The sequence below is a fragment of the Chloracidobacterium sp. N genome (genome assembly GCF_018304765.1).
GTDB classification, from domain to species: Bacteria; Acidobacteriota; Blastocatellia; order Chloracidobacteriales; family Chloracidobacteriaceae; genus Chloracidobacterium; species Chloracidobacterium aggregatum.
This window is the reverse complement of sequence record NZ_CP072642.1, coordinates 498712-524691: the sequence shown is the minus strand read 5'-3', so window position 1 is coordinate 524691 and position 25980 is coordinate 498712. Positions and strand designations below refer to the sequence as shown.

Genomic DNA, 25980 nt, shown 5'->3' with positions numbered 1-25980 from the left:
GTTGCTTTGGATAGGGAGAGAAACTTGCCATGCTGACCGCGCGCTCAGGGCTGCTCACAGGTTTGGCATTGGGACTGGCATGCTGCCTGGCCATTGGTATCGTTCACGCAGACGTAAAGTACCGTCTCTACTGCGCCAATGGGAAACTCGAAGTGGACACGCGCACGCCGGAGCAGATGCAGCGCGCCCGCGGACAGGTCTGCCTGCTTGGCGAATTTGACACCCGCGCCCAGGCGGAAGCCGCGGCCGACCGCCGGGGAGGAAGCGGCGCACCGTGTACCTGCCCGTAGGCTGACCACAACCACCTCAGAAGCCGGCCAACCGCTGGCGCGCTATTTCGGCTTCCGGCGCGCGTGGGTACTGCTGTACCAGCCGCCGGTAGGCCGCGCCGTCGTAGCGATACGCCTTCCGCACCGCATCATAGCGGAACTTCACCCCCAGCCGGTTGTACCGATCCAGCGCCGGCTCGTCATCAAAGTACGCCCTGACATCGGCATTCCCGGCGGCGGCCCGCTGGGACACCCGGCGTTCGGCGCGCCGGTATATCAGCGGGGCCTCGGCCTCGGCCGTTTCTCCGAGCAGCAACAGCACCGTTGGCAACTGGGGCGACCGGCGGAACAGGTTTTCAAACAGCCGGCACAGCCGCAGGCGTTCGTAGCCGCCGGTTTCAGCCCGGATGAGCGCCAGCAGCCTGGCATCATCTCCCGGCTGGGCCGGACGTACCAGCGCCCGCCGGTCCATCCAGCCCCGTGTGCGCCGGGTCACGGCGACGAACACATATACACGGTCTTCAACCACCCGGCGTCCGCCAAGCACATAGACGCGCCGCCCGACGCGCAGGCGCTGTTTGAGATCGCCGCCGGGGCCAGGTGTCGTTCGTAACGCCGCCAGACCGGCATCGGCGACAAAAGCCGCGCGTGCGCCGGTGCGTTCTGTCCAGTTGGGGCTTTTTTCCGGCAGGGTCTCAGGATCGTCTTCTTGGGAAAGGACAGGAACGACACCGGCAAGCAGCCAACCGGCCATAAGCAGCCAGATCAGCCAGTGTCGTCTGCCATGCCTTTGGAAAAGCACCCCCTGCCGCATACGCCCCAATCAGGCCGGCGGTGTTTCCAGAAGGTCGAGGATGACCTGCCGCAGGGCGTTGGCATCGGCCGGAACCCGCCGGGGGGTATTGGCAAAGGTCGCAGTCAGCTTCCCTTCGGCGCGGGTGAGATGGGTTTCACGTTCGGCGTCGGTATAGAGCTGCCCGGTGTGGTATTGCACCGTGAAGTCCGGGTCCTTGAGGGTATTGCCCGTCAGAATCGCCACCACGTCGGCGTCCGGGTGAATGACACTCCCCCCAACGAGCCGCCGCAGTCCGGCCACGGTTGCGGCGCTGGCCGGTTCGCAGCCGATGCCGTCGCGCCCCAGCATGGCTTTGGCGTCGGCAATTTCCTGTTCGGAAACTGCGGCACATACGCCGTTCGTCCACTCCAGGGCGCGAACGGCCTTCCACCACGACACGGGATTGCCAATCTGAATCGCTGTCGCCAGGGTCTTGGGCCGCGCCACAGGCGCAAGATTGCCGGTCTGGCCGGCGGCGTACCACTGCGCCAGCGGCGCTGCACCTTCCGCCTGAATGACGGCCAGCCGGGGAAGCCGTGCGATCAGCCCCAAGTCATGCAGTTCTTTGAAGCCCTTGCCCAACGCCGAGACATTGCCGAGATTGCCGCCCGGTACCACAACCCAGTCGGGTACGCGCCACCGGCGCTGCTGCAACAGCTCGAAGGCAATCGTCTTCTGCCCTTCGAGCCGAAACGGATTGACCGAGTTGAGCAGATACAGCGGCGTAGTACGGGCCAGTTCCCGAACCAGACGCATGGCATCGTCGAAGTTGCCTTCGATCTGAAGTGTCACCGCGCCGTAGTCGAGACTCTGCGCCAGCTTGCCGTAGGCAATGCGCCCGCCGGGGATGAAGACAATTCCGTGGACACCGGCGCGCGCAGCATAGGCGGCCAGTGAGGCCGACGTGTTGCCGGTACTGGCACAGGCCACGGCCCGCGCTCCCAGCCGGCGGGCCTGCGCCATGCCGGTCGTCATGCCGTTGTCCTTGAAGGAACCGGTCGGATTGAGACCCTGGTGCTTCACCGCCAGCCGTTTGAGACCGGCATAGCCGGCGCTGCGTGGCACATCCCACACCGGCGTGTTGCCTTCGCCCAAGGTGACAATCTGCGTGGGCGAAGTCACAAAGGGCAGCAGTTCACGGAAACGCCAGACGCCGCTGATGTCGTGCGGATGAAAAGACGCACGCCGGGCATCGAAGGTCTCCAGCACATCGAACAACCGGGCGCGTTGCCATTCGTACTGCACATCGAGCAACCCACCGCACTGCTCGCAGGTGTAGATTCGCTCGCCAGCGTCGTAGGTGGCCTGGCAGTTTGTCTCCATGCACTGAAGATAGGCTGTGGCGCGTGGGAAGCCTTCACTTGACATGTTTTCAGGCAGCGACGGACTGACGGGACAGACGCTCCACCGTCTGGGGCAGGACTTCAAGCACACGGGCGATGTCGGCCGCCGTCGTTTCCTGGCTCAGGCTGACGCGGATGGAGCCGCGTACCCGCTCCGGCGGCAACCCTATGGCGCGCAGGACATGGCTCGGCTCGGTCGTGCCGGAGGAGCAGGCCGAACCCGTTGAAACGGCAATGCCGGCAAGGTCAAGGGCGATGACGAGCCGATTGGCATCAAGGCCGTCAAATGCAAGGTTGGTCAGGTTGGGCAAACGTGGTGACGCAGCGCCATTGATAACCAGCCGGGGCAGACGCGCGCGCAGCCCATGTTCGAGTTCATCGCGCAGCGCACGGACGGCTTCCATTTGGTCAAGCCGTTCGGCAGCAAGCTCCGCCGCACAGCCCAGCGCCACGATGTGGGCAACGGCTTCCGTTCCGGCCCGGCGGCCGCGTTCCTGCTGGCCCCCAAGCTGCTGTGCCGCCAACCGTACATGCCTGGCAACATACAGTGCGCCGATGCCTTTGGGCGCATGCAGCTTGTGGCCGGAAAGTGAAAGCAGGTCCACCTTCAGGTCGCGGACGTTGACGGGGATTTTGCCGACGGCCTGAACGGCATCCGTATGCAGAAAAATGGCTTGTCCACGCTGGCGACGTTCTGCGACGAGCGCCCCGATGTCGGCCACCGGTTGCAGTGTGCCGACCTCGTTGTTGGCCAGCATGACCGTTACCAGGCAGGTGTCATCGGTCAGGGCCTGGGCCACGTCTTCCACCCTCACGCGCCCGGCGGTGCCAACCGGCAGGTACGTCACCCGAAAACCGGCCGCTTCGAGCGCCTGACAGGGAGCCAGCACGGACGGATGCTCAAAGGACGTGGTGACGATGTGGTTGCGGCGAACGGCATCACCATAGGACTCAACCACGCCCCGGATGGCCAGGTTGTTGGCTTCCGTTCCGCCGCTGAGAAAGGTGATTTCAGCGGGTTCGCTGCCAATGAGTGCGGCCACCTGCCGGCGGGCGCGTTCAACGGCCGACCGGGCCCGCTGCCCAAAGGCGTGCACCGACGAGGCATTGCCGTACTGTTCGGTCAGATACGGCAACAAGGCCGCCACAACTTCCGGCAGCACGCGGGTCGTGGCGGCATTGTCAAGGTAAACGGGTGACGAGGACAAAGGCATGGTTCAGCCTGTTTCCCGGAAATGAAGTCTCCCGATCAACCGGCGTACCGCCGAAGGACGGCATACAGCCGGGCGGCCTCTTTCGGGCGCGGCAGCGTGCCTTCAACAACTTCCCGGCTGGCCACGGTGCGCCCGTAAATGGCTTTGTTGGCCTCATCATCCACCTGCAGGGTCGCGCCTTCCAGGGACAGGCCCGCAAAGACGCCCTGTGAACGCGAATAGCTGAGAATCTCGGACTGCATCTGGATGTCCGTCCCCGCTTTGAGGTCACGCCCCACAGGGCCAGCCGCCACCGAGGCATCCGCGCCGAGTTTGAACTTGTTGGAAGCCAGTTTTTCAATCCCGCGGCGGTTCATCACCAGCAAAATGACATCGGTGCTCTGCCCGCCGATTTGGAGGCCAAAGCTGCCGCCTCCCAGCGTGACAAAGCCGGGCGGCCCCCACTGCCGGTTGGGTTGGCGCACGACCATGACGCCCCGGCCAAACTGTCCACCCACGATCAGGGCACCTTTCTTGACGCCCGGAATGAACACCAACCCTTCACACTGGCGCAGAAAATCCGGCGACAGGCCCTGGTCAGGCGCGCGCATGATTTCGGTCAGTATCTCTGCTGAACGGTCGAGCCGTTCGCGTACCTTGCGGTCAATTTTGACCGCGGCTGCTTTGGCCGCGGCTGCCGGGGTTGAAACGCTGCCGACCAGCAGCGGCGTCCCCACAAGCAACCCGGCCACGACCGTTCTTAGCCATCCATGCATTACCGGATACCTCCCTTGAAATGTGTGCCTGCAAACAGTTTGAAAGTCCTCAAACGCTTTCAATGACGCCGGCAAACGTCACCACCACTTGGCACAAATCGTGGTTGACGGCTTCGCCAGTAGCCCCGGAAGGCTATACCACGCTTTCACGCGGTTCAACCTCCACGCCGGCCCGGCACTTGCAACTCCCACGAGGAAAAACACTTATGACGACAACCGCGCCCACCAGACGCAACTGGAAGCAGACCCTGGAGCGCTTCTTCATGCTGGATTTGCTCAAGGGCTTTGCGCTTACCTTCAAGTACACCAAAAAGGTACTGACCGAACCCCGTGGCACCGGCGGTGACCCGCTGCGCGGCGCTTACACGGAGTTTTACCCGGAAGAGCGTCCCAAGGTCAGCGAGCGGTTTCGTGGCGCGCCACGTCTGAACCTCGACCCGGCCACCGGCGACACGCTGTGCATTGCGTGTAACCTGTGCGCCCTGGCCTGCCCGGAAAACTGCATCAATGTCGGCGCTGTCAACCGCGTGGTCATGGAAGACGGCAAGCCGAAGAAAAAGAAAGTGCTTGCCACTTACGTCTATGACACGTCGCGCTGCATGTTCTGTGACCTGTGCGTGGAAGCCTGCCCGACCGACTGCATCGAGCTGACTCAGGAGTTTGAGCTGGCCAGCTACAACCGGGCCGGCATGGTCTGGGACCGCGAACAGCTCGAAAAGGGACGGGAAATCGTCCGCTACGGACGCCAACTTAACTGAAACCCAACGTAACACTGCCAGTCACGCCGTTCGGGATGCCTGCCGGGGCATCCCGAACTTTTTTGTTGGCGGTACCTTTTTGCCGGCGGCACCTTGCCCAATGCGGTTGGCACGACACAGGATGTGGCCAACACGCCGAGTCCCTGCCTGGCCGGCCATTTTGGATTCGTGATGCCGCGTCGCCCCAAGTCTCCCCCGCCTGCGCCGCCAAACTTTGTGGTCATCACCGGACTGAGCGGTTCCGGCAAACAGTCGGCGCTCAATGCCCTGGAAGACCTGGGCTACTTTGGTGTGGACAACCTGCCGGTGGCGCTGCTGCCGACCTTTGCCGAACTGTGCCGCCGTTCGGAAGGCGGACTGTCCCGCGCGGCCGTCGTAGTGGATGCGCGGGAACCGGCTTTTGTCGCCGCCTTTCCGGCGGCCTACACGCGGCTGCGCGAACTCGTCAGCCACGTCCGGCTGCTGTTTTTTGAAGCCACTGACGACGTGCTCATGCGCCGCTACAGCGAAACCCGCCGCCCGCATCCGCTGGATACGGCGAACCGCCACACGCGCGGACTCCGCGCCGCCATCCAGGCCGAACGGACGCTGCTGGCACCGGTCCGCGAACTCGCCGACCGCATCATTGACACCTCCGGGCTGACCATTTACGACCTCCGCCGCCAGCTCGGAGAAGCCCTCGGTGCCGGGCAGACGGCCCGCATGCGCGTCCTGCTGCTGAGTTTTGGTTTCAAACACGGCATCCCGACGGAAGCCGATCTGGTGCTCGACGTGCGCTTTCTCAAAAACCCCCACTACGTTCCCGAACTGCGCCCACTGACCGGCAGGGATGCGCCCGTCGCCGATTTCCTGCTCGCTGACGAAGAAGTGGTTGAAACCCGCAACCGCTTTGCGGAACTGCTTGCCTTTGTCGTCCCGCGCTATGCGCGCGACGGACGCAGTTACCTCACGATTGCCATCGGCTGCACGGGTGGCAAACACCGGTCGGTGATGATGGCCGAAGCGCTGGCCCGGGAAGTCCGCAAGCTGCGCTTTGCCGTGCGCGTCCGGCACCGCGACATGGCCAAGTGAAGCCCCCCCGCCTGGAGGCGTTCCCGGCTCCCTGTCCATCTGCACCAACTGGGGTAGATGCCCCGCCACGGGACACGAAATCGTGTACAACGCCGTCGCCGGATGCCGGCCCGCAGCGCCCGTGCCGGGGAGGCTGGATGCGGATGACCGGCAGGCAGAACTGAAAAAACCGGAAAAACTACGGAACAAAGTATTTTCCAGCCCGGTTTTCACAGCTTCCCGGTGCCTTGCTTCCGGTCTGACGTGCTGGCGTGGCACGGTGTTTGTCCTTCCAGTTGTCGAGGTTGACGCCCCAAGCATCTTTTGACCGACGACGGAGGACTCTCCATGGACTTCAATTGGCTGAAACATCCCCATACACTCAAGCTCACGGCCGGGGCTTTGGCTATGTTTCTGATGGGCGGCGGCGCGGGTGCGCTGCTGACCCGTTCCAGTTCCTCACCCGTTTCTTCTGCACCGGCGTCTGCGCCGCTGGTCTTACCGGTACAGACGCCGGTTGCCCAGCCGTTACTGCCAGCCGAAGGTAGGGTGCAGATTCAGGGGCAGACCTATCGTCTCGTTCCAGAGGAAGCGCCAGCCGCGACACCAGCGCAACCGGCCCCGACGGCCGTGGAGGACAACCCACCGGTCAGACAGGTACGCCAAAATGGCAACCGACGGACAGGGCGTGCGCCGGTCAACAGCCAGCGCGCCTATTATAACTATGACAACGCTCCGGCGGCCCGGCGGCAGCAGTCCTGGTGGCAGCGCAACCGGCGGGATGTCGTGACGATTGCCGCCGGTACCGGTCTCGGTGCCGGGGTGGGCGCGATAGCCGGGGGCAAGCGCGGCGCTGGTGCTGGCGCCCTGGCCGGGGGCGGCGGTACGGCGCTGTACATCTACGGTCTCCGTCCCCGCAACTGATACCTGGTCGGGAACGGGCAGGATACGACGTGGATGAAAACCAGCCAACGGGAGGTAAAGAATGTCACGACCGACGTTGTTCATCCGTTGGCAACCTTTGTGGTGGGCATGGTTGGTCATCCTGACCCAGGCAAGCCTGCCCCTGGCAGCCATACCAAAACGAAATCCCACGTATCGGCCCGCGCCGGTCATCTGGCAGGAAGACCGGCGCGGCCTGTGTGTGACGGCCTGGGTCAACGACGCCGGGCCGTTTACGTTTGTGCTGGACACCGGCGCCGGACTTACCCTGCTGTCGCCCCGTACGGCGGCGCGCGCCAGCGTACGCGAAACCGGCCGCACGTTGCGGCTCCAAGGCACCGGCGCGGGTGCAGGGCACATCCACCGTCTGGTGACGGCCCAAACGCTGGCGCTTGGACAGCGCAACAACCGGCTGCCCCGCGTCGGGCGCCTGGTCGTTGTGGAGACGCTGCCGCCCGATGTGGATGGCATTCTCGATCCAACCGAAGTTTTTGGAGACACTGGCTACGAACTCGACTTTCCCAACCGGACACTGGCCCCACTAATACCCCAGCGGACCCTGGGAGGAACGGTCGTGCGCTGGTTGCCCGAAGCGGGCGGAAAGCGTCCGTTCGTGGCGCTCAACGGCCGGGAACCGGCCCTGATTGACACGGGTTCAGGCTTTGGGTTGGCCATTCCGGCCGCCAAAGCAGCAGCCTTTGGCATCCAGCCGGAGGTTCCGGTCGCTGCGCGCCGCCTGCGGGACATCACAGGTCGTACACTTGAGGTCACGCGGGTGTCACCGGTGAGTGTCCGGCTGGAGCCATTGTACCTGGAACGCATCCCAACCGACCTGCTGCACGGCACAGCCCCTGCAACGCCCCTTCTCCTTGGGCGTGACGCCCTGCGCCCCTTCCGTATTGCCTTCGACCTGCGCCAGCGCCGCCTCATCTTCTTCCTTCCGCCGCCGCCCCCATTGGTTGGGCGGGACTGAAAAGACCGGCGGCCGCGCCACAGCCCGAAAGTACCTCTCACCAGCAGGATTCAGGCTTGTTTCCGGTATTTCCCCTTCGTTACCATTGCGCCCCAGCAAACATTTCCATCCAGGGTTTCAGGTGGGTGCCGGTGCAGCGTGGGCAGCGCCGTATTTTTTGCACGGGACTTGGTGGTGCCCGCGGCCGGGTTCGGGCGCGTGGGGCCAGTGCCGTTGAACTGCTCGTGGCTGTGGCCATCCTTGGCATCCTGCTGGCGCTGTCCGTTCTGGCCTACCGGTGGGTGGTCGTCGTCGTGGCTGAACAGCGAGCGGTCAAAAACATCCAGACGATGGTTACGGCCCAAACGGCGCACCATGCCCTGCACGGGCGGTTCGGCACATGGGAACAGCTTATTGACCACCTGGGTCTGCTGGATGGTTTTGAGCGTCGGTTGGACGGGGTTGCCGCCAGTGAGGTCATTGGCGATGGCTGGTACGGCTACAGCCTGCGTTTTGAAGCCAATGCGGCGGGCTTCACGCTCGACGCCGACCCGCTTCCAGCCCATGCACGTCGCTGTCGGCGCTTTCGCTACCGCCTGCGTTCGACGGTGACGCGCCGGCAGACCGGAATGATTCTCTTGGCGCCGCCGAGTGTGGACCCGCCACCTGAATCAGCCTATCAACCTTTCAACCCCTGACGGTTTCAACTGTCAGGACACTTCATCTGGATTTCTACACCCCAAGGAGGATTCTTCGATGTTACGCAAATCCCTGCTTCTGGCTCTGTTGACCGCTTTCATCCTGACCGGCTTTGGCAGCCCGACCTTCACCGCGGCCCAGGAAGCCCCGGCGGCTGAAGAAAGCGCCAAGCCAAAGAAGAAAAAACCCCGCGCCAACAATCCCAACACTGATTACGGCAAGGCCCAGCAGATGCTCAAGGACGCTGGCCTGTACCAGGGCGAGATCACCGGCTACAAGAACCCCGAAACCACCGAGGCGCTGCGCAAGTATCAGGAACAGAACGGCCTCAAAGTAACCGGCACGCTTAGCAATGAAACCCGCGAGAAAATGGGGCTGCCCAAGCGCAAGCCGCCGGTCAGGAAGAAGGAAGAAGGCGGCGAAACAGCGCCACAGTCCTAGTCTGGACATGCAACCGGCGCCCCGGATGCGACCGGTTTGAAAACCACAGCGGTTTCGGCGTAATGTTTGGTGTCGCCGAAACCGCTTTTTTGGTTGCCTTGGAATCCATGACGGTCACGATCAACGGAGAATCCCGGACGTTTTCAGAACCGGCGACCCTGGCTGAACTGGTCGCCCGGCTTGGTTTTACGGATGCCCGCCGGATTGCTGTTGAACGCAACGGCGAACTGGCACCGCGGCCCAGGTGGGCGGACATTCCGGTGGAAGAGGGCGACCGGATTGAGATTGTCCATTTCGTCGGAGGCGGATAATCCTGGGAGCGCGGGCGTCCCGCCCGCGGGAGCTTTTGGTACACCACCCTGCCCACACTTGGGAACAAACCCTATGACAGACAACCTGGTGATTGCCGGCCGTACCTTTCGTTCACGGCTCATGATCGGCACCGGCAAGTATCCTGATTTGGAAACCATGCGCGCCGCGCACCGCGCGTCGGGGGCGGAAGTCGTCACGGTCGCTGTCCGGCGCGTCAACCTGGCCGACCGTTCGGCCGGCTCGCTGATGGACTACCTCGACCTCGACCGCATGCTCATCCTGCCGAACACGGCCGCGTGCTACACCGCCGAGGAAGCCATCCGCACGGCCCGGCTTGCCCGTGAAATCCTCGACACGCCTTGGATCAAGCTGGAAGTCATCGGGGACGAAAAAACGCTCTTTCCCGACAATGCCGGACTGATCGAAGCCACGCACACGCTGGCCAAGGAAGGCTTCATCGTACTGCCCTACTTCAACGATGACCTCGTGGCAGCGCGGCGACTCATAGACGCCGGCGCCGCCGCCATTATGCCGTTGGCGGCCCCGATTGGTTCGGGCCTTGGCATTCAGAACTTCACGACGCTGCGCATCCTGCGGGAAATGATCACCGATGTACCGATTATCGTGGATGCCGGCGTTGGCACAGCGTCCGATGTTGCCATTGCCATGGAAATGGGCATGGACGGCGTACTGCTGAATACCGCCGTTGCCACGGCCCAGAATCCGCCGCTGATGGCCGCTGCCATGAAACACGCCATTGAAGCCGGGCGCATGGCCTATCTGGCCGGACGGATGCCGCGCCGCCTCTACGCCAGCGCGAGCAGCCCCCTCGACGGGCTGATCGGCTCGCGTCCGTAGCCCATGTTCCGGCTCGACGGCAAGGTAGCCCTCATCACCGGCGGTTCCAGCGGCATCGGACGCGCCATCGCCGAACTGTTTGCCGAAGTCGGCGCGCGCGTGGCCATTGTGTCGCGGCGACTGTCGGCCGGGCAGGAAACCGTGGCCCACCTGACGCTGATGGGCGGGCAGGCGATTCACATTCAGGCGGATGTCACACAGGAAGCCGATGTCAGGCGCAGTCTGGAAGCGACGCTCGACCGCTATGGGCGGCTGGATATTGTCGTCAACAACGCGGGTGTCAACCGCCGGGTCAGCCTCGAAGCCACCACGGATGACGACTGGCAGATGACTTTCGATGTCAACGTCCGGGGGGCTTTTCTCTATGCCCGCCACGCCATACCGCACTTCCAGGCGCAGCGGCAGGGCTGCATCATCAACATTGCCGGACTGTTGGGCGTCAAGGGCGGGGCCGGCGCATCGCCGGCCTTTGCCGCCTCGAAAGGCGCGCTGGTGACGCTGACGAAATCCCTGGCCGTGCGCTACGGGCGCGAAGGCATCCGCGTCAACTGCATTTCACCCGGCTTCGTCCCGACCGAAGGCAACCGGCAGCTCATTGACGATGCGCCCGACCCGGCTGCCCGCCGGCGCGAGTTTGAGGCCGGCTATCCCCTGGGCCGTCTGGGCCGCCCGGAAGATGTCGCCTACGCCGCCCTGTATCTCGCTTCTGGCGAAGCCGGTTGGGTGACGGGCATCAATCTCGTCGTGGATGGCGGACTGCTTGCCCGATAGCTGGGAAGAGAGAGCAGCGCGCCGGGCGGAAGCCATTCCGGCCGGCGCGGCTTGAATGCGTCCGGCTTCTTGTGCCACAGTGTGCGACACCGCATTCAACGTTCCGCAACCGTGCCGGAATACCGCTCACAACGCCTGCACTGGAAAACGCCATCGTTTCCGGGAAACGCAACCATTCACCCCACGGAGGTTTCTGGGTATGCAGCGATCTATTCTCACACTGACGTTATTGGCTGGTGCCTGGACGTTCAGCGCAACCGCCGTCAGCGCCCAAACGACCCCCCAGGCGCCAACGACGGAAGTCCCCATCCGCGGCGCCAACACGGTGAGCCTGCCGGAACAGTTCATCGTTTCGGCTAAGGCCGGCACGATCAACTTCATCGAAGGTACGGTCACAAGCAGCCGGGCCAAAACCCCGGACACCTGGCGCGGCGTCAGTCTCAGCGACCGCCTCAAAACCGGTGATCGCCTGCGCACGAGCGCTGAAGGGCGGGCTGAAATCCTGCTCAATCCCGGCTCCTACCTGCGCCTCGACGGCGACGGGGAAATCGTCATGACCAACCCCAACCTCGACGCACTGGCGGTGGAAGTCATCTCCGGGAGCGCCCTGTTTGAAATCACTGGAACCGATGGCACGGAACTTCTGCTGCGCATCATCACGCCGAACGGCACGGTGAATGTCGTGCGGAACGGTCTGTACCGCGTGACCGTCCCACGGGAAGGCGCACCGACGGTGGCCGTGACCAAGGGCCGGATTACCGTCGAGCAGGGTGGGCGCTCGCTGCCGGTCAAGGACAAACAGCTTGTCACCCTCGATGCCACGGCGGTGACGACGGCCAAGCTCGACAAAAAAGACCGCGACGCCTTCGATGAATGGAGCCGCAACCGCGCCAAGACCCTGCGGGATGCCAACGCCCGCCTGCGCGACCGGGATGTGCTGGCGGCGTTCAACGGCTGGCGGCAGAGCGGCGCGTATGGTTTCGGCTTTGCGCCCTTCTTCGGTCTCTGGCTCTTTGATGCCCGGCTGGGCAGCTATACCTTCTTTCCGTTTTACGGGTACTGGAACTCACCCTACGGCTTTGCCTATGGCACGAGCTGGGGCCTGCCGTGGGATATGTACCGCCCCACGCTGTACTTCAATCCAGCGCCCCCGACCGCGCCGATGAATGGCCCTGGTACAGTCGCCGGTCAGCCGGCCGGAAAGCCGACCGCGCCGGGCGAGATGCCGATTGAGCCGGTCGCGCCCGGCGATGGCTCGCTGGGCGAAATGGGCCGCCAGCGCCCCATGCCAACAGCGCGTCCGATGCCGACACCACCACGGTTCGATCCGTCGCCGCGCCCGTCCGCCAGCCTGGGAGACGATGATCATCTGCCGGCCCTGCCGCGCCGGGAACTGCCCTCGCCGGTGGCACGTCCCACCTTCGATGACGGCGGCTTCGGCAAGCCCGGCTACGACATGCCCATGCGCGGCGGGATGACGCGCGGCAGCATGACGCCTGACTACGGCGGCTCAACCATGCGTGGGGGCTACGGCGGCGATGCCGGGCCGGGGATCAGTCCCGCGCCCGGCGGCGGCATGCGCCCGGCTGCCCCGGTACGCTCCGGCGGCGACGGCCAAACCCGCACCCAAAGCCCTGTCGTCGAGTGACGACGCCTGACACACGAAAACCCGCTGGCGGCCGGTTTTCCGGCCGCCAGTTTCTTTTCGACCAGTTTTTTCCGTTCCTTCCTGAGAGTATCGTTGACCGGTGCGCCCCCCCTATCCGACGCACACGCTGAAGCCTCCCCTCGCAAAACCATGGAAATCGAATTCCTCGGCACGGGCACGTCCGTGGGCATCCCGATGATTGGCTGCGACTGCCCCACCTGCACCTCGGACGATCCACGCGACCGCCGGTTGCGCGTCTCACTACTTGTCCGCCATCAGGGAGCGCAGATACTCATTGACCCTTCGATTGATTTCCGCCAGCAGGCGCTGCGCGCCGGGTTGAAGTCGCTCGATGCCGTCCTCATCACCCACGCCCATGCCGACCACGTGTTCGGGATGGACGACCTGCGCGCCCTCAACTACCGCCAGGGCGCGATGCCGTGCTTTGCCAGCGCCGAAACGTGGCACAACCTGTACCGCATGTTCAGCTACGCCTTTGGCCCGCCCGGACCATCAAGCCGTCCGCGGCTGGTGCCCCACGTCATCGGCGGCGATTTCACCCTCTGCGGCCTACATGTCACACCAGTGGCGCTGCCCCACGGCGACATGACGACGCTCGGCTTCCGCCTCGAAAACTTCGCTTACATCACCGACTGCAACGCCCTTCCCGATGCCGCCTGTGAACAACTGCTGGGGCTGGAAGTGCTGGTGCTCGACTGCGTACGCTACAAGCCGCACCCCACCCATCTGCACCTCGATGCGGCGCTGGCCTACATTGCCCGGCTGCAACCCAAACGCGCCTACCTCACGCACATGGCGCACGACATCCGCCACGCCGAACTGGACGCCCGTCTGCCGCCGGGTGTCCGGCTGGCCTATGACGGTCTGCGGCTTGTGGTTCAGGAAGGCGCACCTGTCGGCCGGAACAACCCCTGCACCGCCTGATAGAGCTGCTTCACAGAAAAGGGCTTCTGAAGCCGCCCAAGCCGTACGCCGGGCGGCAGTTCCGGCAGGTCTTCCTGCCCCGGCAGCCCGCTGATGAGCAGGAACCGTTCACACAGGCCACGGTTTGCCAACTCCGCTATGATCTGTAGCCCTGTCACGTGCGGCAGCGACCGGTCAGTGACAACCAGCGCCAGCGGTGAACCCAGGCGTTCGGCCAGTGGAACGGCTTCCGCGCCGTCCTGCACGTGGTGAACCGTTTTGAAGCCCATGTCCGAGAGCGTTTCGGACAGGAACGCACCCAGTTCGGCTTCATCCTCGACGATCAGCGCCGTGGCATCTGCGGGGAGCAGAGCCGAGAGCAGCTTCACCTCACCTGAAACTTTTTCAGCCGCCGGCGTGCCTTGCGCGAGTGGAAAGAACAGCCCGATGGTCGTGCCCTTCCGGGGAGCTGAATCCACCGTGATGAAGCCGCGGCTTTCACCCACAAAGCCATAGACGGTTGCCAGTCCCAGGCCGGTGCCCTGGCCCACCTCTTTCGTCGTGAAAAACGGCTCGAAGATGCGCTGCTGGGTTCCGGCATCCATCCCCACACCTGTATCGCTCACCTTCACGAACACATAGTCGCCCGGCTCCGGCGGGTGGGCATAGACGACACGCGCCGTCAACTGCGTGAGTGCGTTGGTGACGGTCTGCTGCCCGACGGTGACGGTCAGGTGCCCACCGGTCGGCATGGCGTCGCGCGCATTGAGGATGAGATTGAGCAGCGCCTGCGAGAAACGGCTGGCGTCGAGATGGGCCAGGAGACTTTCGCCGGTCAGCGACGCCAGAGACAGATCATCCACTTCGATTTCGGCGGGAAGCAGGCGGCGGGCCATATCGAGCACTTCCCGGGCAGCGCGGCACACGTCAAGTATCTGCGGCTGCCCGTCGCGCTGGCGTGAAAACACCATGAGTTCCTGAACGAGTTCGCTTCCGCGCCTGACGGCGCGCAGGATGCTTTCCAGGCGGCGCAGAAGTTGCGGGGAGTGGGCGACATCCCGGCGGATCATTTCGCCGTACCCCTGGATGATGGCGAGCAGATTGTTGAAGTTATGGGCAATCCCGGCCGACAACTGCCCCACGGATTCGAGCCGGGAGCGTTGGCGCTGCTGGGCTTCGATGCGGCGGCGCTCGGTCACATCGCGCTGGACGGCCACCCAGTGGGTGTAGTGGCCGGTTGTATCGGCAATCGGCACAATCGCCATCTCGGACCAGAACGGGTGGCCATCCTTGCGGTAGTTGATGAGTTCAATCGTGATGGACTGCCAGTTTTGCAGCGCCTGCCGAATCCGGGCGCGGGCTTCCGCCGAGGTTTCCGGTCCCTGGAGCATGCGCGGCGTCTGCCCGATGGCTTCGAGCGCTGTGTAGCCCGTCATCTGCTCAAACGCCCGGTTGACGTAGAGAATCCGCGGCCCGGGCGGATCAATCGGCTCGGCTTCGGTCACAAGCACGACATCGTGGATGTTGTCCAGAACAGCTTCAAGCAACTGGATGTGTTCCCGGTAGGCCACATCCTCGGTCACATCCCGTGAAACCATGAACACCTGCGTCACCTGCCCGGCGGCATCGCGGCGCGCTTCGCCACGGCACTGCCGATGGCGCACCCCCTGTGTGGGATGCAGAAGGCGATACTGCTGAAAAAAGTCAGTTCCTTCCGTTATGGTACGGAACAGGGCAGCAGCTACCTGTTCCCGATCATCCGGGTGAACGAAATGGGCAATGACCATGTTTGGATCCGTCAAAGCCTCTTCCCGCGACATCCCTAGCTCTTCCAGTGCCCGGTCTGACCACGACAGGCGTTGCTGTCGGACATCGTACTTCCAGGTTCCGACGCTGGTCAGCCGCTCCAGGGAGGCAAAGTCTTCCCGGAGGGCGGCATACCGCGCGTCGTACTGCGCCAGAACCTCGGCCAGAAACGATGCCGCACGCTCCTGGGCCACATCATTCCGCCCCTGAAGAAGCCGGGTGTGGAGGCGGATGAGGTCAGCCGCCGGCGGCCAGGCATCGGCTTCCCAGGACTCAAAAAAGGACGGCAGCGCCGGCTGACCGGCGAGTGCGGCTTCCAAGGCTTCAGCATAAGCTGTTTCATAGGAAGGCTCTGATGAATTCGACATAGGGAGACCTCAGTGGGTAGTCAGGTGAGCCTGGACAGTCAGGACGCAGCGGCGTCTTCAGCGTGGCTCAAGCAGGTCAATACTGTTGGCGCTGGCGTATTCGCGCAGGGCTGAAGCGCCTTCCCGCCGCAAAATGAAACTTTCGTATTCGGTAAGTGGAATGACGTAGAGCACCTTGACGGGCCCTTGGGGGTCATCGAGGGTGTCAGGATCGTCGTCGGTCAGGGCCGGGTGCAGCCAGACTTCCCGGCAGTGCGTGAAGCCGGGAACGCCGGTCGGGACTTCCACGCGCGTCTGCCAGTCGAAGGCCGGCTGTGACTGGCTGGCGGTGACGGCCAACTGCGCCAGAAAGGCCGCGGCCTCAGTTTGTCCGGCAGGCGGGAGTGGACGCTTGATCATCCAGTGCAGCTCAAAGGGTGTGCCATCTGGAGTCTGCGCCTGGTCAGACAGGCCCAGCGTGTTGAAAGCCGTGGCCAGTCCGCCGGGGTCTTCCCAGACAGCGACGTGAAGCGATCCCAGCGCCGCCATGCGGTTTGGATGGCCCCACACTTCCACAAGTCTGAAAAACAACCGGCGCATTCTGGGCGTCGGAGTTGACGTAGCAACAGAGGGCATCCTGTCACTCAGGGGGACGCCGGCGGCGGTGTGACGGCTTCGACCATGCCGCGCCGGATGATGACTTCACATGGAGCGCCCACACGAAACCGGATGAAGAGTTCCGCCGGCACGGGATGTTCATACACCTTCGGGCTTTTGGATGACCGGACACGCACAAGATACCGTTCCGTGCGCTTGCCGGCGCGGTAATCGGCACCCGGTGGCAGCTCGGGCCAGCGGGGGTTGGGTGTGGCGTCGGCTTCGGTCAGCTCACGGACGGCGACCCACCGCTCATCGGTTTCTCCGGGGGCTGGCGGCTGCCGCTGTTCGAGTTGGATCGTCCGCTCCCATTCCAGCCCGACGACAGTCATCGTGGTTCTCTGGGGTTGGAAGGCATAGTAGAGCAAGCCCCCGAAAACGACCACCACCAGCATCAGGACACCACCCACGGCCAGCAGCAGCGACTTGAGCGGAAAGCCGGTGTCCGGCGGCGCGGAAGGCCCTGAAGGAACGGGAGCGGGAAGGCTCTCGCCGGAAGGCAGCGGCAGGTCAGGCTCGGAGTGGGGCATCATGGCTTTTCAACTCAAAGCCACAAGTGATGTTGTGGCCTTCGGGCATTGTGCCGGAAAGGGCGGCTGGAGTCAAAACGGTGTTTTCTGTTTTTTTCAGCCTTTCACGTGTCTGATGCCGGCCTTCGCGCACCGGCCCAGGCTGACTTGGGGGGCAAAGCGGGTACGTTGACGCTGACAACCCGGGCAGACTATCGTCGGGGTTTACGCTTGGTCTTATGGCTCATCCGGCACAACCACTCCGCACACCTTCAGAAGCTGAACTCATCCAGATGTTTGCCCGCTGGCAGCAATTCATTGCGCCCCGGGCCAGACAGCCGCGCGCCATTCAGGTGACGTTTTACCCCTACGTGGGCATCAACAACACCATTCGCCTGCGGGAGGGTGTGATGTATGTCCGGCTGTCGGACATCCTCATCCACGCGCCAAAGGCTGTCATCGAAGCCGTGGCCGGCATTCTGCTGGCACGTCTGTACCGGAAGCCCGTTCCCGGCCGCTGCACGGAGGTGTTCCGGGAGTACGTGCGCTCGAAGCCGGTGACGCGGCTGGCCGAGCAGCGGCGGCGCGAGCGCGGGTTCAAGCTGATTTCCGGCGCGCGCGGGAAGCACTATGACCTCGAAAGGCTGTTTCACCGGCTCAATCAGCAGTATTTCGACGGCCAGCTTCGGCGTCCGGCGCTGACGTGGAGCCAGCGGCGGACGCGCCGGACCTTTGGCCACTACGACGCGGCCCACCACACCATCGTCATCAGCCGGACGCTGGATGACGCGCGCGTGCCGCAGTTGGTCGTCGAGTATGTGCTCTACCACGAAATGCTGCACATCAGGCATGGCGTCACGCACGTCAACGGCCGCCGGTGCGTTCACACGCCGGCATTTCAGGAAGATGAGCGCCGGTTTGCCGGGTATGATGAGGCTTCGGCCTGGCTTTGCCGGCTGGCCGAAACCCTGAGCCGGACGCGCCGCCGCTGAAAGTCCTGTCATGGAAACTGCTACCGGTCACACCGACGCCGCCCTGCCCGCCATTGAGTTGATTTGCTGTGTGGTGTGCCGGGTTCCGGTCGTGTTGCTGGCTGACCGGACGGGCGTCCAGTGTCCACGCTGTCACCGGGTGTACCCGATTGAAGACGGTATTCCCCAGATGCTGCTTGAAAAGGCCCGACAACCTTCGGAATCCTCTCTGGAAGGGTCATGAACCGGCGGCCCGGCGGAAGAACGCGGAACGTGACGCCACTGCCGGGGAGAGGCGGTATGACCAGCCGGTAGCGAACCGGCGTAAACTGCGGTAGAACTTTCTGCACTCACAGCAGCCGTCGGCCGGCCGGGCGCGGCGGCGGGAGAATGCACCCCATGGGATTTGCGACTGACGTCATCCATGCCGGTCAACCGCCGGAACCGGCAACCGGCGCTGTTGCCGTGCCGATCTATCAGACTTCGACCTACGTCCAGGAAGGGCTGGGGCGGCACAAAGGATATGAGTACGCCCGCACGCACAATCCGACCCGCGCGGCGCTGGAAGCCAACGTGGCCGTGCTGGAAGGCGGTGTGGCGGGCTTTGCCTTTGCTTCGGGGATGGCGGCCATTCACGCCGTCATGACGGCCTGCCTCAAGGCCGGCGATCACGTCGTGGTGTCCGACAACACCTACGGCGGGACGTACCGCCTGTTTGAGCGGGTGCTGACGGACTTCGGGCTGGCGTTTGATTACGTGGATGCCAGCGATACAGAGCAGGTGGTGGCGGCGCTGCGCCCGACGACGCGGATGGTGTTTCTGGAAACGCCGACCAATCCCGTCATGCGCCTGTGTGACATTGCCGCCATTGCGCAGGCAGTGCGGCCGCAGGGGATTCACGTCGTCGTGGACAACACGTTTATGTCGCCTTACTTCCAGCGGCCGCTGACGCTGGGGGCGAACATCGTCGTGCACTCGACGACGAAATACCTCAACGGCCACAGCGACAGCGTGGGCGGAGTGGTCATCGTCACGGAACCGGAAGTGGCCGCGCGCCTGGCGTTTGTCCAGAATGCCGCCGGAGCGATTCTTTCCCCGATGGATGCGTGGCTGACGATGCGCGGCATCAAAACGCTGGTCGTACGCATGCAAGCCCACGACGCCAACGGACGCGCCGTTGCCCGGTTTCTGCGCGAACATCCGCGTGTGGCGCGGGTGTATTACCCCGGACTGCCGGAGCATCCCCAGCACGCGCTGGCGGCTCGGCAGATGACGGGTTTTGGTGGAATGCTGGCCTTTGATGTCGGAGACCTGGAAGCCGCCCAGCGGGTGCTGGAAAGCCTGCGGGTGTTTGCGCTGGCGGAATCGCTTGGCGGCGTCGAAAGCCTGGCCTGCCATCCGGCGACGATGACCCATGCCAGCGTACCGCCAGCGGAGCGGCAGCGGTTGGGCATCACGGAAGGACTTGTCCGGCTTTCGGTTGGCATCGAAGACATCGCGGATTTGCTGGCCGATCTGGATCACGCGCTGGCCCCGCTGTGAGGTGGTGTTGGCCTCTGGAACAAGGTAGATTTACCCCCTAGTCGCCCTGCCCGGGTTGACTTATACTGACGCATCCATTCTTGTGATGAACACAGCCAAGGACTCACAGATTGCGGTTGTCGGCAACGCGCACAGGTGATGGACTCCTTGAATGGCCCGCACCTACGCGGTCATACGTTGTACGCAACGTTGCCCTTGTATCGGCGGCACCGTATTCTCGCAGCACCATACGCACAAAGGATTATCCTCAACAACAATCATCACCACGGCGTTATGGCCTGACACGAAATTCTGATGGCAATGACCCACCATGGGAACGACCAACCCTCACCACATCACGATGCTATGACCACTGCGACAACCGTCAACGGTGTGAGAAAAATTGAAGTGTATGCGCTGACTGACGTTGGCGTGGTCCGCCCGCACAATGAAGACAACTTCCTGATTGTCAACCTCAGTAACGGGCAGAGCTGGACGGCTGAAAATCAACTCCCGGACCATCCCTTGCTCATTGAGCTGCACCCTGCTGATCAGGGTGTGCTGCTGGCCGTTTCCGATGGTATGGGCGGGGCGCTGGCGGGCGAAGTGGCCAGTCATCTGGCCGTGACGCAGGTCTGCGACAGCCTGATGCGGCTTCAGAAAGCCCCCGAATTCAGTCACTTCAAGTTTCACGAGCGCCTCCGGTTTGCCATTGAGCGGGCCAATCTGTTCATCAACCACCAGAGCCAGCGCAGCCCGGAATATGCCGGGATGGGAGCGACCTTCACCGGGGCGGGACTGGATGGTACCGTGCTCTATCTGGCGCAAGTCGGCGACTCACGCGCCTACCTGTTTCGGCATGGAAACGTCGAGCAGGTGACGACGGATCAATCCCTCGTCGAACAGCTCATTCAGTCCGGGCATATCACCCGCGAAGAAGCGGAAACCCACCCCTACAAAAACGTCATTCTTCAGGCGCTGGGGGCCACGCCCAGCGTCGCAGTGACGGTAGATAGCATCCGGGTCTGCCGCGACGATGTGCTGCTGCTGTGCAGCGACGGTCTCTCCGGCAAGATTAACGACAAAGACATGCAGCACATCCTGAGCGCCACCAACGGCGACCTGCGCCTGGCCTGCCAGCACATGGTGAATCTGGCCAACGAACGCGGCGGCGAGGACAACATCACCGTCATGCTCCTGCGTTTCACGGGTGAGGGTTTTCCACGGCGCGGCGAGGTTGCCGGCGATGACCGCATCATCCCGATTGACCGCGATCACGACCTGCCTTACCCAACCGAAGAAAGCCTGGGGCTGGGTGACGAACCGACCCAGGACGAGCCGGACACCTCGCCAACCATGGAGCTGACCTCGGAAGGTGGTTCCGTGCAGGAACCGACGCCGGCCGAACTGGCTATTACGGGTGGACTGGGGCTGACACGCCAGCTTGCCGCCGTCACTCCGGCCCCGGCAGAAGCCCCGGCGGCAGCTTCCAGCTCCGATTCCAGCTCCAACGGTGTGGCGCACCTGCCGGACACCTCACACCTGGAGACCAGGGCGCACAACCCGGCTTCCGAAGATGGACTTCAGATGTATCGCTTTGTGGCTACGGGGGTGCTCGTGGTGCTCTCGCTGGTGGCGCTCATCTGGACATTCATCAATCGCGGCAAGGTTGGTGTGCGACCGGACGGCACGGACCCGCCGCGCGAACAGACCCACGTCACAGCGCCCCCTTCCCAGTGATTCCACACCTCATCTGCCAGATGTCGCATGTCCGCTGCTTCGCCTGAAGCTCCCGTTGAGCTGACCATCGTCATGCCCTGCCTCAATGAGGCTGAAACCCTGGAAACCTGCATTCGCAAGGCCTTCGATTTTCTCAACCGCCACGGTGTCACCGGAGAGATTGTCGTTGGCGACAACGGCTCGACCGACGGTTCACAGTCCATTGCCCACCGCCTTGGCGCACGGGTGGTCCACATCCCCACGCGGGGCTACGGCGCGGCGCTGTACGGGGCCACGCTGGCCGCCCGTGGGCGCTACGTCATCATGGGCGACTCCGACGACAGTTACGACTTCGCGAACCTGATGCCGTTTCTCGAAAAACTCCGCGCCGGCTATGACCTGGTGATGGGCAACCGCTTTCGCGGCGGCATTCAGCCCGGAGCCATGCCGTGGAAAAACCGCTACATCGGCAACCCTGTCCTGACTGGCATCGGACGGCTGCTGTTCCGGTGCCCGGCGGGTGATTTTCACTGCGGCCTGCGGGGCTATTCCATGGCGGCCTTCAAGCGTATGGACTTGCGCACCACGGGCATGGAGTTTGCCTCGGAAATGGTCATCAAGGCCACGCTCCTGGGACTGCGGATTGCCGAAGTGCCCACCACGCTTTCGCCCGATGGGCGGTCGCGTCCGCCGCATCTGCGTCCGTGGCGGGACGGCTGGCGGCATCTGCGCTTCATGCTGCTGTACAGCCCACGCTGGCTTTTTCTCTATCCGGGACTGTTCCTGATGCTGGTCGGGCTGGGTGTGGGAACCTGGCTTCTGCCGGGGCCGCAGCGCCTGGCCGGTGTCGTTCTGGACGTGCACACGCTGCTCTACGCTGCGCTGGCGGTGCTGATTGGTTTTCAGTGCATCACCTTTGCCCTGCTGGCCAAGGTCTTTGCCATCAACGAGGGACTTCTCCCCGAAGACCCACGGCTGACCAGACTGTTCCAGTACATCACCCTCGAAACCGGCCTCATCATCGGCAGCCTGCTCGTCGTTGGCGGACTGGCCGGCTCCATCGCCGCGGTTGTTTCCTGGAACGAAGCGGCCTACGGCCCACTCGATGCCAGCCGGACGCTGCGGATGGTCATTCCTTCGGTGCTCTGCCTGATGCTCGGCTGCGAAACCATTCTGGCCAGCCTCTTCCTGAGCATTCTGGGGCTGCGCATCCGGCGGATGGCGCCAGCGATAACCACGACGGGACTTCCAGAGCATGAAGCCGCTTGACCGTTACCTCCAGCGGTGGCGCATTGCCGTGGTACGTCCGCATCTTGCGCCCACGGATCGCATTCTGGACATCGGGGCCTTTGATGGCGCACTCGCCCGGCAGGTCACGGGCTTCCGGCAGTATGTCGGCATTGACCCCGACGCCGATCCACGTCTGGCCACCGACCGCATCCAACTGGTGCGCGGACACTTCCCGGACGATCTGCCGCCGGGCGACCCCTTCGACGCCATCACCCTGCTGGCCGTGCTCGAGCACATCCCCAGCCATCAGCTCGCAGACTTTGCCACCGCCTGCGCCAACGCCCTGCGTCCGAACGGCAAGCTGCTCATGACCGTGCCTCATCCATTCGTTGACCGCATCCTGGACGCCATGATCGCCCTGCGCCTTCTGGATGGCATGGAAACCGAGGCGCACCACGGCTTCGATGTATCGCAAACGCCGGACATTTTTCGGCAGGCCGGCTTTGAACTCATCGCACACCAGCGCTTCCAGTTGGGTCTCAACAACTTTTTTGCCTTTCGCAAAAGCTGAAGGACCGCCGGCCACAACGCCATTTTTTGTCGTGAAACGCCGTCGGACGATATAGGCTGGCAGTAGCAATTTTGTCACTTTACATACATCCAGACCCTGACCATGACGCTCTCCGTTCCCACCGCCCGACCCGACGCCGATCTTGTCATCGGTTCACGCGGCAGCGCCCTGGCGCTCTGGCAAGCCGAGTGGGTCAAAAAACAGCTCGAACAGGCGGTTCCGACCCGTCGCGTTGCCATTCAAATCATCAAAACGACGGGGGATGCCATCCTTGATGCCCCGCTCTCGAAGATTGGCGGCAAAGGTGTCTTCACGAAAGAAATCGAGGAAGCCCTGCTGGCCGGGGTGGTGGACCTGGCCGTTCACAGCCTGAAGGACCTGCCGACGCGCCTGCCGGAAGGGCTCAAGCTGGGCTGTGTGACCCAGCGGGAGGATGTACGGGATGCGCTTGTGGCGCGGGAAGGCATCCAGTCACTCGATGACCTGCCGCCCCGGGCGATCATCGGCACGAGCAGTCTCCGCCGCCAGGCGCAGCTTCTGGCCCGGCGTCCCGACCTGCAACTGGCTGACCTGCGTGGCAACGTCGGCACCCGCTTGCAGCGGGTTGAAGAAGGGCGCTACGACGCCATTATCCTGGCCACAGCCGGCTTGAGTCGCCTTGGTTTCGGGGCACGCATTGCCCAGCGGATTCCAACCGAGGTCATGCTGCCGGCCGTCGGCCAGGGGGCACTGGGCATCGAGATTCGGGAGGATGATGCCACGACCCAGGCGGCGGTTCAGGTCATGGCCCATCACCGCACGTGGCACGCCTGTGAAGCCGAACGGGCCTTTCTGCACGGACTGGGAGGCGGTTGTCAGGTACCCATTGCCGCCCATGCCGTCGTGGACAACGAAGGCCGGCTGCGCCTGCGCGGGCTCGTCGCCCGCGTGGACGGGACGCGGCTCGTGCAGGATGAACTGACCGGCGACGCCCGCTTTGCCGAAGACATTGGCCGGGAACTGGCCGAACGGGTACTGGCGCAAGGCGCGGCCGAATTGCTGGACGAACTCCATACCTGACCCGACGCCGAGAAAACGGTGGGACGTGGCGCTTCCTGAAGCCCCTGAAAAAGGCAGCATCCCTGCACCACTTGACGAAGCCGAACGACCTTCCGCACGATACCAGTCCGGCCGGGCGGATGCCCTGCCGGCCCGGAAGGGTATCCGCCCGGCCTGATGGAAGGAGTCCCGGCTTTTATGTCTGTACCGTACCGCCAACATTTCTGGACCGGCAGTCTGTTCATTGCCTGCCTCGTTTGTTCACCCCTGCTTGTGCCGGCACAGGAAGGGGCCACTTCTCCCAAACCGGCGACGCCCAAAGCCGCCAAAAAGCGCGTCAAAGCCAAACCAACGACTGAGGAAAACACATCTCCTGTAACCAACCCGGCTGACCTTCCGCTGGGCGTGCAGGACAATCTGGCTGAAGCCAGGCGGCTTCAGGAGCAATACCGGCGTGAGGAAGCTGCGCGTCGCCGGGCAGAAGCCGAGGCCCGCCGGAAGGGACTTCCGTGGCCGCCACCGGAAGAAACCAACCCGGAAACGCCCGCCACACCACCACCCACACCGCCCCAAACGGTTTCCCAGCCGGCGCCACCGCCTGAAGAGGAAACCCCACCGCCACCCACCACCCCACCGGTGGAACAGCAGATGATGACGCAACCGCCTGAAAGTCAAAGTGGGAACGGCGCGCAAAATGCTACGCCAGCACCACCGGCGCCACCGGCCGGAGGAAAAACCATCATCCGCACCTGGCCGCAAGTCAGAAAGACAACCAAGCCCAGCCCACCGCAATAGCCGGCACCATCCAAACCAACACAACCAAAGCCACCCGGCGGGCGGGGCGGACTCCATTTTCAGGACCTGAAACAAACCTTGAAACATCGCCGAAACGCCCGGCGCGTACCGTTGAGTAGTCGCTCCCACACCTGAGTTGAGTAGTCGCTCCCACACCTGATTGGATAAATCCCCGAGACAAAGGCTGAGATGAAAGGAAGGACCGCCATGAACCCGAAGTACACGACCGCCGGCCTGGCGTTTGGTCTCCTCGTTGCCCTTGCACTTGACACCGCGCTGGCCCAGAACCCAAAGCCACAGGTACGTCAGAAAGCTTCCACCCGCGGCGCTTCCCCTGCCCCCCAGACCACCGACAACAACCCCGCCGACCTGCCGATTGGTGTCTTGCAGGGTATGGAAGACGCCAGGCGTTATCAGGAACTCGTCCGGCGGGCCGCACGCGAAGGACAACCCGCCCCGCCGCTGCCCTACGCAACGCCAAAGCCCAGACCGGCTGCCGTGGCTCCGGCCGGAGCGGCCTATGCCCCGCCACCAAGTGCATCCACCGCGCCGGGCCAGCCGGAGGTTTCAAGTGGTACGAACACCGCGACCCAATATCAGCCCGTGATGATACCGGTGATGGTGCCTGTGCCAGCCAACACGCCGCAGGCAACGCCGTCGCCGTCAACACAGTCACTGTCAACGGAGCCTTTCCATTTGGGACAGCCGCTCACGGTCAGACCGGACCTGGTATTCGGCCAGAAACCGCAGCCGGGAACACCCCCACCATCAGCGGAAGACCTGAGAAGGCTTCGTGAATACATAGAAGCCCAATACGACCTCCGCGGCGTATCAGGCTCAGGCAGTGACTTCGACTTTGACATGCCATCGCCATCTTCGCCTTCGCCAGCGAACAGCGCCCCTTCCAGCCAGCCCATTTCGATGCCCGGACCGGGACCGGCGAGCCTTCCTTTTGGCCGCAAACCCTAACCTGAACTGACATCTCCCAGCAGGCAAAAAGGCGGGGTACACCGTGTGTACCCCGCCTCCATTTTTGGCTTCGGTT

28 protein-coding genes are annotated in these 25980 nt (G+C 63.6%); 21 read left to right on the top strand and 7 right to left on the bottom strand.

All coding sequences use genetic code 11. The features are described 5' to 3' along the window. Nucleotides 1–29: 29 nt before the first annotated feature. Nucleotides 30–290 (top strand): hypothetical protein, encoded by a 261-nt coding sequence (locus J8C05_RS02255; protein WP_211422595.1) that lies wholly within the window; start codon nucleotides 30–32, stop codon nucleotides 288–290. Between the two features lie 16 nt (nucleotides 291–306). On the opposite strand, the gene J8C05_RS02250 is transcribed toward J8C05_RS02255, so the two are convergent. From J8C05_RS02250 to J8C05_RS02235, 4 genes are all read right to left on the bottom strand, one after another. Beyond that, entirely contained in the window at nucleotides 307–1023 is a 717-nt protein-coding gene (locus tag J8C05_RS02250; RefSeq protein ID WP_211422594.1) for a hypothetical protein, read from the bottom strand. A gap of 69 nt (nucleotides 1024–1092) precedes the next feature. Then, nucleotides 1093–2472 carry a threonine synthase gene (thrC, locus tag J8C05_RS02245; RefSeq protein ID WP_211422593.1) on the bottom strand — a complete coding sequence of 460 codons (1380 nt, stop codon included), beginning with the start codon at nucleotides 2470–2472 and terminating at the stop codon, nucleotides 1093–1095. 4 nt (nucleotides 2473–2476) lie between these two features. After that, the gene (locus tag J8C05_RS02240; protein ID WP_211422592.1) at nucleotides 2477–3661 is read right to left on the bottom strand and encodes a cysteine desulfurase family protein; all 1185 of its coding nucleotides are present in this window, start codon (nucleotides 3659–3661) and stop codon (nucleotides 2477–2479) included. Nucleotides 3662–3696: 35 nt separating this feature from the next. Beyond that, nucleotides 3697–4416 carry a lipid-binding SYLF domain-containing protein gene (locus J8C05_RS02235; protein WP_246840729.1) on the bottom strand — a complete coding sequence of 240 codons (720 nt, stop codon included), beginning with the start codon at nucleotides 4414–4416 and terminating at the stop codon, nucleotides 3697–3699. 206 nt (nucleotides 4417–4622) lie between these two features. On the opposite strand from J8C05_RS02235, the gene J8C05_RS02230 reads away from it, so the two are divergent. The 11 genes from J8C05_RS02230 to J8C05_RS02180 all read left to right on the top strand — a co-directional run bounded on the left by J8C05_RS02230 (nucleotide 4623) and on the right by J8C05_RS02180 (nucleotide 13792). Then, nucleotides 4623–5174 carry a NuoI/complex I 23 kDa subunit family protein gene (locus J8C05_RS02230; RefSeq protein WP_211422591.1) on the top strand — a complete coding sequence of 184 codons (552 nt, stop codon included), beginning with the start codon at nucleotides 4623–4625 and terminating at the stop codon, nucleotides 5172–5174. 93 nt (nucleotides 5175–5267) lie between these two features. Then, nucleotides 5268–6245: an RNase adapter RapZ gene (rapZ, locus tag J8C05_RS02225; protein ID WP_246840728.1), complete on the top strand. Its 978-nt coding sequence runs from the start codon at nucleotides 5268–5270 to the stop codon at nucleotides 6243–6245. Between the two features lie 327 nt (nucleotides 6246–6572). Then, nucleotides 6573–7148: a hypothetical protein gene (locus tag J8C05_RS02220; protein ID WP_211422590.1), complete on the top strand. Its 576-nt coding sequence runs from the start codon at nucleotides 6573–6575 to the stop codon at nucleotides 7146–7148. A gap of 61 nt (nucleotides 7149–7209) precedes the next feature. Further along, nucleotides 7210–8139: a retropepsin-like aspartic protease gene (locus J8C05_RS02215; RefSeq protein WP_211422589.1), complete on the top strand. Its 930-nt coding sequence runs from the start codon at nucleotides 7210–7212 to the stop codon at nucleotides 8137–8139. Nucleotides 8140–8363: 224 nt separating this feature from the next. Next, nucleotides 8364–8816, top strand: a complete 453-nt coding sequence (locus J8C05_RS02210) for a hypothetical protein (protein WP_211422588.1) — start codon at nucleotides 8364–8366, stop codon at nucleotides 8814–8816. Between the two features lie 58 nt (nucleotides 8817–8874). Continuing rightward, nucleotides 8875–9258, top strand: coding sequence for a peptidoglycan-binding domain-containing protein (locus J8C05_RS02205; RefSeq protein WP_211422587.1), 384 nt, complete (start codon nucleotides 8875–8877; stop codon nucleotides 9256–9258). 107 nt (nucleotides 9259–9365) lie between these two features. Then, entirely contained in the window at nucleotides 9366–9569 is a 204-nt protein-coding gene (thiS, locus tag J8C05_RS02200; RefSeq protein ID WP_211422586.1) for a sulfur carrier protein ThiS, read from the top strand. 73 nt (nucleotides 9570–9642) lie between these two features. After that, entirely contained in the window at nucleotides 9643–10428 is a 786-nt protein-coding gene (locus J8C05_RS02195) for a thiazole synthase (protein WP_211422585.1), read from the top strand. 3 nt (nucleotides 10429–10431) lie between these two features. Continuing rightward, nucleotides 10432–11199: an SDR family NAD(P)-dependent oxidoreductase gene (locus tag J8C05_RS02190; RefSeq protein WP_211422584.1), complete on the top strand. Its 768-nt coding sequence runs from the start codon at nucleotides 10432–10434 to the stop codon at nucleotides 11197–11199. Nucleotides 11200–11398: 199 nt separating this feature from the next. After that, nucleotides 11399–12847, top strand: coding sequence for a FecR domain-containing protein (locus J8C05_RS02185; RefSeq protein ID WP_211422583.1), 1449 nt, complete (start codon nucleotides 11399–11401; stop codon nucleotides 12845–12847). Between the two features lie 150 nt (nucleotides 12848–12997). Beyond that, nucleotides 12998–13792, top strand: coding sequence for an MBL fold metallo-hydrolase (locus J8C05_RS02180; protein ID WP_211422582.1), 795 nt, complete (start codon nucleotides 12998–13000; stop codon nucleotides 13790–13792). Here the strand turns inward: J8C05_RS02180 and J8C05_RS02175 are convergent. The 3 genes from J8C05_RS02175 to J8C05_RS02165 are packed head-to-tail and all read right to left on the bottom strand — an operon-like array spanning nucleotide 13747 to nucleotide 17114. Beyond that, nucleotides 13747–15945 carry a PAS domain S-box protein gene (locus J8C05_RS02175; protein WP_211422581.1) on the bottom strand — a complete coding sequence of 733 codons (2199 nt, stop codon included), beginning with the start codon at nucleotides 15943–15945 and terminating at the stop codon, nucleotides 13747–13749. The genes J8C05_RS02180 and J8C05_RS02175 overlap by 46 nt on opposite strands. A gap of 57 nt (nucleotides 15946–16002) precedes the next feature. Then, nucleotides 16003–16560, bottom strand: coding sequence for a suppressor of fused domain protein (locus tag J8C05_RS02170; protein WP_211422580.1), 558 nt, complete (start codon nucleotides 16558–16560; stop codon nucleotides 16003–16005). Nucleotides 16561–16568: 8 nt separating this feature from the next. Further along, on the bottom strand, nucleotides 16569–17114 hold the full coding sequence (locus tag J8C05_RS02165; protein ID WP_211422579.1) for a hypothetical protein: 546 nt from the start codon (nucleotides 17112–17114) through the stop codon (nucleotides 16569–16571). Nucleotides 17115–17329: 215 nt separating this feature from the next. Here J8C05_RS02165 and J8C05_RS02160 point away from each other — a divergent pair, with 215 nt between their 5' ends. From J8C05_RS02160 to J8C05_RS02120, 9 genes are all read left to right on the top strand, one after another. After that, nucleotides 17330–18082, top strand: a complete 753-nt coding sequence (locus J8C05_RS02160) for a SprT-like domain-containing protein (RefSeq protein ID WP_246840727.1) — start codon at nucleotides 17330–17332, stop codon at nucleotides 18080–18082. Between the two features lie 10 nt (nucleotides 18083–18092). After that, on the top strand, nucleotides 18093–18305 hold the full coding sequence (locus tag J8C05_RS02155; RefSeq protein ID WP_211422578.1) for a Trm112 family protein: 213 nt from the start codon (nucleotides 18093–18095) through the stop codon (nucleotides 18303–18305). A 155-nt stretch (nucleotides 18306–18460) separates the two neighbouring features. Continuing rightward, nucleotides 18461–19603 carry a cystathionine gamma-synthase gene (locus tag J8C05_RS02150; protein ID WP_211422577.1) on the top strand — a complete coding sequence of 381 codons (1143 nt, stop codon included), beginning with the start codon at nucleotides 18461–18463 and terminating at the stop codon, nucleotides 19601–19603. A 345-nt stretch (nucleotides 19604–19948) separates the two neighbouring features. Beyond that, a complete protein-coding gene (locus J8C05_RS02145; RefSeq protein ID WP_211422576.1) occupies nucleotides 19949–21322 on the top strand; it encodes a PP2C family protein-serine/threonine phosphatase in 1374 nt (457 codons plus the stop codon). A 27-nt stretch (nucleotides 21323–21349) separates the two neighbouring features. Then, nucleotides 21350–22570 (top strand): glycosyltransferase family 2 protein, encoded by a 1221-nt coding sequence (locus J8C05_RS02140; RefSeq protein ID WP_211422575.1) that lies wholly within the window; start codon nucleotides 21350–21352, stop codon nucleotides 22568–22570. Next, nucleotides 22557–23102: a class I SAM-dependent methyltransferase gene (locus J8C05_RS02135; protein ID WP_211422574.1), complete on the top strand. Its 546-nt coding sequence runs from the start codon at nucleotides 22557–22559 to the stop codon at nucleotides 23100–23102. Before J8C05_RS02140 ends, J8C05_RS02135 begins: the two co-directional genes overlap by 14 nt. A 102-nt stretch (nucleotides 23103–23204) precedes the next feature. Then, nucleotides 23205–24161 (top strand): hydroxymethylbilane synthase, encoded by a 957-nt coding sequence (hemC, locus tag J8C05_RS02130; protein WP_211422573.1) that lies wholly within the window; start codon nucleotides 23205–23207, stop codon nucleotides 24159–24161. A gap of 177 nt (nucleotides 24162–24338) precedes the next feature. Further along, nucleotides 24339–24935, top strand: a complete 597-nt coding sequence (locus J8C05_RS02125; protein WP_211422572.1) for a hypothetical protein — start codon at nucleotides 24339–24341, stop codon at nucleotides 24933–24935. Nucleotides 24936–25142: 207 nt separating this feature from the next. After that, complete coding sequence (locus tag J8C05_RS02120; RefSeq protein ID WP_211422571.1) at nucleotides 25143–25904, top strand: hypothetical protein; 762 nt, start codon at nucleotides 25143–25145, stop codon at nucleotides 25902–25904. Nucleotides 25905–25980 lie beyond the last annotated feature (76 nt).